This is a genomic window from Kluyvera sp. (genome assembly GCF_965301105.1).
Genome location: NZ_CBDKZX010000113.1, coordinates 1 through 9,150, shown reverse-complemented (window position 1 = coordinate 9,150; position 9,150 = coordinate 1). Strand labels below are relative to the sequence as shown.

Genomic DNA, 9,150 nt, shown 5'->3' with positions numbered 1-9,150 from the left:
CTTTTTGCAGCGCCGCGCCGGCACCCAGCCAGGCTGGCAGCATCAGGCGGTTCTGAGTCCAGGCGAAGATCCACGGGATGGCGCGCAGGGACTCGACGCCGCCGGTTGGGCGACGTTTTGCCGGACGTGAACCCAGCGGCAGTTTACCCAGCTCCTGTTCCGGCGTGGCGGAACGGAAATAAGGCACGAAATCTTTGTTTTCACGCACGTAGCCGCGGTACATCTCGCAGGAGATATCGGACAGCTCGTCCATGATGCCGCGCCACTCTTCTTTTGGCTCCGGCGGCGGCAGCAGGTTCGCTTCCAGAATCGCGCTGGTGTACAGCGACAGGCTGCTGACGGTGACTTCCGGCAGACCGTATTTGAAGCGGATCATCTCGCCCTGTTCCGTCACGCGCAGACCGCCTTTCAGGCTTCCCGGAGGCTGAGAGAGCAGCGCCGCGTGCGCCGGTGCGCCGCCGCGACCAATAGAACCACCGCGACCATGGAACAGCGTCAGTTCAATACCGGCTTTTTCACAGGTTTTGATCAACGCATCCTGCGCCTGGTACTGCGCCCAGGAAGCCGCCATAACGCCCGCATCTTTCGCGGAGTCGGAATAGCCGATCATGACCATCTGCTTGCCCTGAATAAAGCCGCGATACCAGTCAATGTTGAGCAACTGGGTCATCACGTCGTCGGCGTTGTTCAGGTCGTCCAGGGTTTCGAACAGTGGGGCGACCGGCAGCGCGAAGGTGATGCCGGCTTCTTTCAGCAGCAGGTGAACCGCCAGCACGTCGGACGGCGTTTTGGCCATCGAGATCACGTAAGCGGCAACCGAGCCAATTGGCGCATCGACAATGGCTTTACAGGTATTCAGAACTTCACGGGTGTCGTTGCTTGGCTCCCAGCTACGCGGGAGGAGCGGACGTTTAGAATTCAGTTCGCGGATCAGGAAGGCCTGTTTGTCGGCCTCTGACCAGCTTTCGTAGTCGCCGATGCCCAGGTAGCGGGTCAGTTCGCCCAGCGCTTCAGTGTGGCGGGTGCTCTCCTGACGCACGTCAATACGCACCAGCGGTACGCCAAAACACTTCACGCGACGCAGCGTGTCGAGCAGCTCGCCGTTAGCGATGATGCCCATACCGCAGGCCTGTAGTGATTTATAACAGGCGTACAGCGGTTCCCACAGCTGCTCGTTCTGGCTGATAAGACCGGCTGGTTTTGGCAGGCGCTGGCCTTTCAGGCGTGCTTCCAGCCAGGCCTGGGTGGCCATCAGCTGGCTGCGCAGGGTTTTCATCAGGTAGCGATACGGCTCGGTCGCGCCTTCTTCGCCAACCCGCTCGCGCAGTTCGTCGGTGCATTCCACCATCGACAGCTCGGAAATCAGCACCTGAATATCTTTCAGGAACAGGTCGGTCGCTTTCCAGCGGCTGAGCAGCAGCACGTGGCGGGTGATTTCGGCGGTGACGTTCGGGTTGCCGTCACGGTCGCCGCCCATCCACGAGGTAAAGCGTACCGGCACGAAATCGACCGGCAACTGGTAGCCGAGGTTCTCTTCCAGCTGTTCATTCAGTTCACGCAGATAGTTCGGTACGCCTTCCCACAGGCTGTTTTCCACAACAGCGAAGCCCCATTTAGCTTCATCTACCGGGCTTGGGCGATGCTTACGAATTTCATCGGTGTGCCATGACTGAGCAATTAGCTGGCGCAGACGGCGCATCACCTGGTTGCGTTCGTAGTCGGCAATGTCGTTATTATCGAGCTGTTTCAGGCAGTTGTTGATTTCGCCCATTTTATGAATCAGCGTACGACGCGTGATTTCAGTCGGGTGCGCGGTCAGTACCAGCTCCAGCGACAGGGATTCAACGGCCTGTTTAATCGTGGTTTCGTTGAGATTGGGTTGGTCTTTGAGTTTACGCAGGGTACGGGCAATCACTTCCGGGTTGCTTGCCGCTTCGCCTTTCGGCGAAATGCTGTGGTACTGCTCAGCGGTATTGGCCAGGTTCAGGAACTGGCTGAACGCGCGGGCAACCGGCAGCAGCTCATCGTTGGACAGGTTCTGCAGCGTGGTGAGCAGCTCCTGACGATTGGCTTCGTTGCCGGCACGTGAAGATTTGGACAACTTACGGATCGTTTCTACACGGTCAAGAATGTTCTCACCAAGCGCATCCTTGATGGTATCGCCTAGCACTTTACCGAGCATACTGACATTACTACGCAACGCGGAATATTGTTCGTTCATTAACCCAGACACCCCATCTCATTTTATTTTGTTATATCCCAGCCTTTGGAACGAAAGGGCGGGATAAAGACACCTCTTTTATAAAGCCACGTAAAAACCCGTACGTCAATTGCTGCGAAATCGCTTCAGCAAACGAATAAATTGCGGCAATTGACGAAAGTTAATTCACATCGTGCCAGATAAGAAATGCTTATGAAAATGTGAAGGCGATCGCGGGAATCGGGGGGCGGAGAGATGCCGGATGGCGCTGCGCTTATCCGGCCTGCAGGCGAGGGTAGACCCGGTAAGCGTAGCGTCACCGGGCAGAACACATTAATGCCAGCAGAAGTGATGCACGACCTGGGTAATTAATTCGCGCGTCGGCTTAATAAAGCGCGTTTCCAGGTATTCGTCCGGCTGGTGTGCCTGATTAATCGAGCCTGGCCCGAGGACGATGGTCGGGCACAAGGTCTGGATAAACGGCGCTTCGGTACAGTAGTTCACCACTTCGGTCTTGGTGCCGAGCAGTTTTTCCAGCACTTCAACCAGCTGATGATCTGGCGGGCATTCGTAGCCCGGAATCGGTGCGTGCAGCTCGCTAACCGTCAGGCGGCCCGGCCATTGCGCGCTGACCGGCTCCAATGCTTCATCCAGCAGACCGTTGAGGTCGCTCAGCGTCATGCCCGGCAGCGGGCGGATATCCATATGTAGCTCACAGCAGGCGCAGATACGGTTGGACGCATCGCCACCGTGGAGGCTACCGAGATTGAGCGTTGGGTACGGTACGGTGAACGCTTCATAGTGATAGCGCTCTTTCAGCGAGTCGCGCAGCTGCATCACGCGGCCAATGGCGTCGTGCATGATTTCAATGGCGTTCACACCGCGCGCCGGGTCGCTGGAGTGGCCGGACTGGCCCATGACGCGAATGGCGTTCGACATATGACCTTTGTGCGCGCGCACCGGCTGCAATGAGGTGGGCTCACCGATGATAGCGCAGTCCGGGCGTAGCTCGGTGGATTCGGAGAAATAGCGCGCGCCCGCCATGCTGGTCTCTTCATCCGCCGTCGCCAGAATGTAGAGCGGCTTTTTCAACTGCGTCACGTCAACATCCCGCAGCGCGTCGAGAATAAAGGCGAAGAAGCCTTTCATATCGGCAGTGCCCAGACCGTAGAGCTTGTTATCGTGCTCGGTCAGGGTAAACGGATCGCGGGTCCAGCGCCCGTCGTCGAACGGTACGGTATCGGTATGACCGGCAAGCAGTAGCCCGCCCGCGCCGTGTCCGGTGCTGGCCAGCAGGTTGAATTTATTGCGCGTGCCGGGAACCGGCTGCACCTCAACATTGAAGCCGAGAGAGGCGAACCAATCGGCCAGCAGAGTGATTAAAGACGCATTACTCTGATCGAGTGCTTCTTCGGTTGCGCTGATGGACGGTGTGGCGATCAACGCACGGTAAATCTCGATAAATGGTGGTAAATTGTTTTTCATTGTTGACACACCTCGGGTCGTGATAGTATCAATATTCATGCAGTATTTGTGAATAAAAATACATTATCATTAGGCGTAAGAAAACCCACCAACGGTAGGGTGAAGTGACGACGCTTAATCAGGCAAACAGACATAAGAAGGTAAACGGCCCCGATGTTGAATACGCTGATTGTGGGCGCGAGCGGTTACGCTGGCGCTGAGCTTGTGACCTATGTGAATCGCCATCCTCATATGAACATAACCGCTTTGACGGTCTCAGCGCAAAGCAATGATGCGGGAAAGTTAATCTCCGATTTGCATCCACAGCTAAAAGGGATTGTTGATCTCCCTTTGCAGCCGATGTCCGACATCAGTGAATTCAGCGCCGGTGTTGATGTGGTGTTCCTCGCCACCGCTCATGAAGTCAGCCACGACCTTGCGCCGCAGTTCCTCGCGGCGGGCTGCGTGGTGTTTGATCTCTCCGGCGCGTTCCGCGTGAACGACGGCGCCTTCTATGAAAAATATTACGGATTTACCCATCAGCACCCGGAACTGCTGGCGCAGGCGGTATATGGCCTGGCCGAATGGAGCGCCGAAGCGCTGAAAGAGGCGCAGCTGATTGCCGTGCCGGGCTGTTATCCCACGGCGGCACAGCTTTCCTTAAAACCGTTGATCGACGGCGATTTACTGGATCTCTCCCAGTGGCCGGTGATCAACGCGACCAGCGGCGTGAGCGGCGCGGGACGTAAAGCGGCGATCTCCAACAGCTTCTGTGAAGTGAGTTTGCAACCGTACGGCGTGTTTACCCACCGGCATCAGCCGGAAATCGCCAGCCACCTTGGCGCCGAGGTGATTTTCACCCCGCACCTGGGCAATTTCCCGCGCGGGATTCTGGAAACCATCACCTGCCGCCTGAAACCGGGCGTGACCCATGCGCAGGTGGCGGAAGCCTTACAGCAGGCCTACGGCGATAAGCCGATGGTGCGTTTATACGACAAGGGTGTTCCGGCGCTGAAAAACGTCGTCGGCTTGCCGTTCTGTGATATCGGTTTTGCCGTGCAGGGCGAGCACCTGATCGTGGTGGCGACCGAAGACAACCTATTGAAAGGCGCTGCCGCACAGGCCGTGCAGTGCGCCAATATCCGTTTCGGCTTCGCTGAGACGCAGTCTCTTATCTAAGGTGTGATGACGATGAATCCATTAATTATCAAACTGGGCGGCGTGTTGCTGGATAGCGAAGAAGCGCTGGAGCGTCTGTTTACCGCGCTGGTGAACTACCGCGAGTCGCATCAACGCCCGCTGGTGATTGTCCACGGCGGCGGCTGCGTGGTGGATGAGCTGATGAAGCAGCTCAACCTGCCGGTGAAAAAGAAAAATGGCCTGCGCGTGACGCCTGCCGATCAGATCGACATTATCACCGGCGCGCTGGCGGGCACTGCCAACAAAACGCTGCTGGCCTGGGCGAAGAAGCATGAAATCGCCTCCGTGGGCCTGTTCCTCGGCGACGGTGACAGCGTGCAGGTCACTAAACTGGATGAAGAATTGGGCCACGTTGGTCTGGCGCAGCCGGGATCGCCTAAACTGATTAATCTGCTGCTGGAAGGCGGTTTCCTGCCGGTGGTGAGCTCTATCGGCGTGACCGTCGAAGGGCAATTGATGAACGTCAACGCGGACCAGGCGGCAACCGCGCTGGCGGCCACGCTGGGTGCGGATCTCATTCTGCTCTCCGACGTCAGCGGTATTCTCGATGGCAAAGGCCAGCGCATTGCGGAAATGACTGCGGCCAAGGCGGAACAGCTGATCGAGCAGGGGATTATTACCGACGGCATGATTGTGAAGGTGAACGCGGCGCTGGATGCGGCACGCACGCTGGGCCGCCCGGTCGATATCGCTTCATGGCGTCACGCGGAGCAGCTGCCGGCGCTGTTTAACGGTACGCCGATCGGTACGCGTATTCTGGCGTAAGTGATTTTCCCCTCACCCTAACCCTCTCCCCACAGGGGAGAGGGGACTGGCCGGAGCCGGTATAGTTCTCCCACTCTCCACAGGGACGAGGGAACTGACGGTTTTCCCCCTCTCCCTCAGGGAGAGGGCCGGGGTGAGGGTTGTTTTCAGGCCGGAGACTACCCGGCATAAATAAACGAATTTAAGGAAGCATGTTATGGCACTTTGGGGCGGGCGTTTTTCTCAGGCAGCAGATCAGCGGTTCAAACAGTTCAACGACTCTTTACGCTTTGATTATCGCCTGGCGGAGCAGGATATCGTTGGCTCTGTAGCCTGGTCTAAAGCGCTGGTGACGGTTGGCGTACTGACGGCGGAAGAGCAATCTCAACTGGAAGCGGCGCTGAGCGTGCTGCTGGAAGAAGTTCGCGCTAATCCGCAACAGATCCTGGAAAGCGATGCCGAAGACATCCATAGCTGGGTGGAAGGAAAGCTGATTGATAAGGTCGGCCAACTGGGTAAGAAGCTGCACACCGGGCGTAGCCGTAACGATCAGGTCGCGACCGATCTCAAGCTGTGGTGCAAAGACACCGTGGCGGAGCTGCTGGCCGCGAATCGTCAGCTGCAAACCGCGCTGGTGGAAACCGCGCAGGCGAACCAGGACGCGGTGATGCCGGGTTACACTCACCTGCAACGCGCGCAGCCGGTGACGTTTGCTCACTGGTGCCTGGCCTACGTTGAGATGCTGGCGCGCGATGAAAGCCGCCTGCAGGATACCCTCAAGCGTCTGGACGTCAGCCCGCTGGGCTGCGGCGCGCTGGCGGGTACCGCTTATGAAATTGACCGTGAACAGCTGGCGTGCTGGCTGGGCTTCGCGTCTGCGACCCGCAACAGTCTGGACAGCGTGTCTGACCGTGACCACGTGCTGGAGCTGCTGTCTAACGCTTCCATCGGTATGGTGCACCTGTCGCGCTTCGCGGAAGACCTGATCTTCTTTAATACCGGTGAAGCGGGCTTTGTTGAGCTTTCTGACCGCGTGACGTCAGGCTCTTCTCTGATGCCGCAGAAGAAAAACCCGGATGCGCTGGAGCTGATCCGCGGTAAATGTGGCCGTGTACAGGGTGCGCTGACCGGCATGATGATGACCCTCAAAGGTCTGCCGTTGGCTTACAACAAAGACATGCAGGAAGATAAAGAAGGCGTATTTGACGCGCTGGATACCTGGCTGGACTGTCTGCATATGGCGGCGCTGGTGCTGGACGGCATTCAGGTGAAGCGTCCGCGTTGCCAGGAAGCGGCGCAGCAGGGCTACGCCAACGCCACCGAACTGGCGGATTATCTGGTCGCTAAAGGCGTGCCGTTCCGTGAAGCGCACCACATCGTGGGCGAAACGGTGGTGGAAGCCATCGCCCAGGGCAAGCCGCTGGAAGATCTGCCGTTGGCCGATCTGCAGAAATTCAGCGCGGTGATTGGCGATGACGTTTACCCGATTCTGTCTCTGCAATCTTGCCTCGATAAACGTGCGGCAAAAGGCGGCGTCTCGCCTAAGCAGGTAGCGCAGGCGATTAGCGACGCGAAGGCGCGCCTGAGCTAGCCCTCTGCATAGCCAAAAGATAGCCCGGCCGAGCGCAAGCGACGCCGGGTTTTTTGTGCGCAAAAAAAGCGGGCCACGGGGCCCGCAAACGTTCATGTTGGCTTTAGTTAGTCGAGTTTTGAGAGAAACTCAGAAATCCACGCGGCGACTTCAAAGGGTTAAACAAGGAACCGCGCTGTTTCTGTGGTCTATTATTAAACAGAATCCTTGATAGGGATAATCATTCATTGCTATTCTATCTATCGCCATGAACTATCGTGGCGATGGAGGATGAATAATGAATATTCGCGATCTTGAATACCTGGTGGCATTAGCTGAACACCGGCATTTCCGCCGGGCGGCAGATTCCTGCCACGTCAGCCAGCCAACCCTGAGCGGGCAGATTCGTAAACTGGAAGATGAACTGGGCGTTATGCTGCTGGAACGCACCAGCCGTAAGGTGCTGTTTACCCAGGCCGGGCTGCTGCTGGTGGACCAGGCGCGTACCGTGCTACGTGAGGTCAAAGTGCTCAAGGAGATGGCTAGCCAGCAGGGGGAGACGATGTCCGGCCCGTTGCATATCGGCCTGATCCCGACCGTTGGCCCGTACCTGCTGCCCCACATTATCCCAATGCTGCACCAGACGTTCCCGAAGCTGGAAATGTACCTGCACGAAGCGCAAACCCATCAGCTGCTGGCGCAGCTTGATAGCGGTAAGCTGGACTGCGCCATTCTGGCCCTGGTGAAAGAGAGCGAAGCCTTTATTGAGGTGCCGCTGTTTGACGAACCGATGATGCTGGCGATCTATGAAGATCACCCATGGGCTGAGCGCGATCGCGTGCCGATGTCGGATCTGGCCGGTGAGAAATTGCTGATGCTGGAAGACGGTCACTGCCTGCGCGATCAGGCGATGGGGTTCTGTTTTGAAGCCGGTGCGGATGAAGACACGCACTTCCGCGCGACCAGTCTGGAAACGCTGCGCAATATGGTGGCGGCGGGCAGCGGTATTACCTTACTGCCAGCGCTGGCCGTGCCGCATGAGCGTAAACGCGATGGTGTCGTTTACCTGCCATGCATTAAGCCGGAGCCGCGCCGCACCGTTGGGCTGGTCTATCGACCTGGATCGCCGCTGCGCAGCCGCTATGAGCAGCTGGCAGAGACCGTCCGTGAGGCGATGGACGGTCATTTCGACAAGACGTTAAAACAGGCGATTTAAGCCGTTTAGCGCCGCAACCCGATAGGCTTCCGCCATCGTCGGGTAGTTAAAGGTGGTGTTAACGAAGTACTCAATGGTGTTACCGCCACCTTTCTGCTCCATGATCGCCTGGCCGATGTGAATAATTTCGGCCGCGCGTTCGCCAAAGCAGTGAATGCCAAGGATCTCCTTCGTCTCCCGGTGGAACAGGATTTTCAGGCTCCCCACGCTCATCCCGACGATTTGCGCTCGCGCCAGGTGTTTAAACTGGGCGCGTCCGACCTCGTACGGCACCTTCATGGCGGTCAGTTGCTGTTCGGTTTTGCCAACAGAGCTGATTTCCGGAATGGTATAGATACCGGTCGGAATATCTTCAATCAGGTGTGCGGTGGCTTCACCTTTCATCAGCGCCTGGGCAGCAATACGTCCCTGATCGTAGGCAGCAGAGGCCAGGCTCGGATAACCAATTACGTCGCCGACGGCATAGACATGTGGCAGGGCGGTCTGGTACATGCTGTTCACTTTCAGCTGGCCGCGGCCATCGGCCTGTAGGCCAATATTTTCCAGCGACAGTGAGTCGGTGTTGCCGGTACGGCCGTTGGCAAACAGCAGGCAGTCGGCCTTGAGCTTTTTGCCGGACTTCAGGTGCATGATCACGCCGTCGTCCACGCCTTCAATCTTCTCGTACTCTTCGTTGTGGCGAATGACCACGCCGCTGTTCCAGAAGTGATAAGAAAGCGAGTCTGACATCTCCTGATCGAGGAAGGCCAGCAGACG

Annotated in this window: 7 protein-coding genes; 4 read left to right on the top strand and 3 right to left on the bottom strand. The window is 57.6% G+C overall.

The features are described 5' to 3' along the window. Both ppc and argE read right to left on the bottom strand, forming a co-directional pair. A partial coding sequence (gene ppc / locus ACW14G_RS21160; RefSeq protein ID WP_455648771.1) for a phosphoenolpyruvate carboxylase occupies window positions 1–2,221 on the bottom strand: 2,221 nt, incomplete at its 3' end. Between the two features lie 312 nt (window positions 2,222–2,533). Next, on the bottom strand, window positions 2,534–3,685 hold the full coding sequence (argE, locus tag ACW14G_RS21155; RefSeq protein WP_064540316.1) for an acetylornithine deacetylase: 1,152 nt from the start codon (window positions 3,683–3,685) through the stop codon (window positions 2,534–2,536). A gap of 153 nt (window positions 3,686–3,838) precedes the next feature. On the opposite strand from argE, the gene argC reads away from it, so the two are divergent. The 4 genes from argC (at window position 3,839) to oxyR (ending at window position 8,394) form a co-directional block, all read left to right on the top strand. Then, on the top strand, window positions 3,839–4,843 hold the full coding sequence (gene argC, locus ACW14G_RS21150) for an N-acetyl-gamma-glutamyl-phosphate reductase (RefSeq protein WP_064540313.1): 1,005 nt from the start codon (window positions 3,839–3,841) through the stop codon (window positions 4,841–4,843). A 12-nt stretch (window positions 4,844–4,855) separates the two neighbouring features. Further along, window positions 4,856–5,629, top strand: a complete 774-nt coding sequence (argB, locus tag ACW14G_RS21145) for an acetylglutamate kinase (protein ID WP_163448620.1) — start codon at window positions 4,856–4,858, stop codon at window positions 5,627–5,629. A gap of 196 nt (window positions 5,630–5,825) precedes the next feature. Continuing rightward, complete coding sequence (gene argH, locus ACW14G_RS21140) at window positions 5,826–7,199, top strand: argininosuccinate lyase (RefSeq protein WP_249022515.1); 1,374 nt, start codon at window positions 5,826–5,828, stop codon at window positions 7,197–7,199. Window positions 7,200–7,476: 277 nt separating this feature from the next. After that, window positions 7,477–8,394 carry a DNA-binding transcriptional regulator OxyR gene (gene oxyR / locus ACW14G_RS21135; RefSeq protein ID WP_249022514.1) on the top strand — a complete coding sequence of 306 codons (918 nt, stop codon included), beginning with the start codon at window positions 7,477–7,479 and terminating at the stop codon, window positions 8,392–8,394. Here the strand turns inward: oxyR and ACW14G_RS21130 are convergent. After that, window positions 8,377–9,150 (bottom strand): FAD-dependent oxidoreductase (locus tag ACW14G_RS21130; protein ID WP_455648770.1); only part of this gene is annotated, 774 nt, incomplete at its 5' end. The genes oxyR and ACW14G_RS21130 overlap by 18 nt on opposite strands.

Coding starts and splice junctions, on each gene's coding strand:
- argB (WP_163448620.1), top strand. CDS start 4,856: ATGAATCCATTAATTATCAAACTGGGCGGCGTGTTGCTGGATAGCGAA.
- oxyR (WP_249022514.1), top strand. CDS start 7,477: ATGAATATTCGCGATCTTGAATACCTGGTGGCATTAGCTGAACACCGG.
- argH (WP_249022515.1), top strand. CDS start 5,826: ATGGCACTTTGGGGCGGGCGTTTTTCTCAGGCAGCAGATCAGCGGTTC.
- argC (WP_064540313.1), top strand. CDS start 3,839: ATGTTGAATACGCTGATTGTGGGCGCGAGCGGTTACGCTGGCGCTGAG.
- argE (WP_064540316.1), bottom strand. CDS start 3,685: ATGAAAAACAATTTACCACCATTTATCGAGATTTACCGTGCGTTGATC.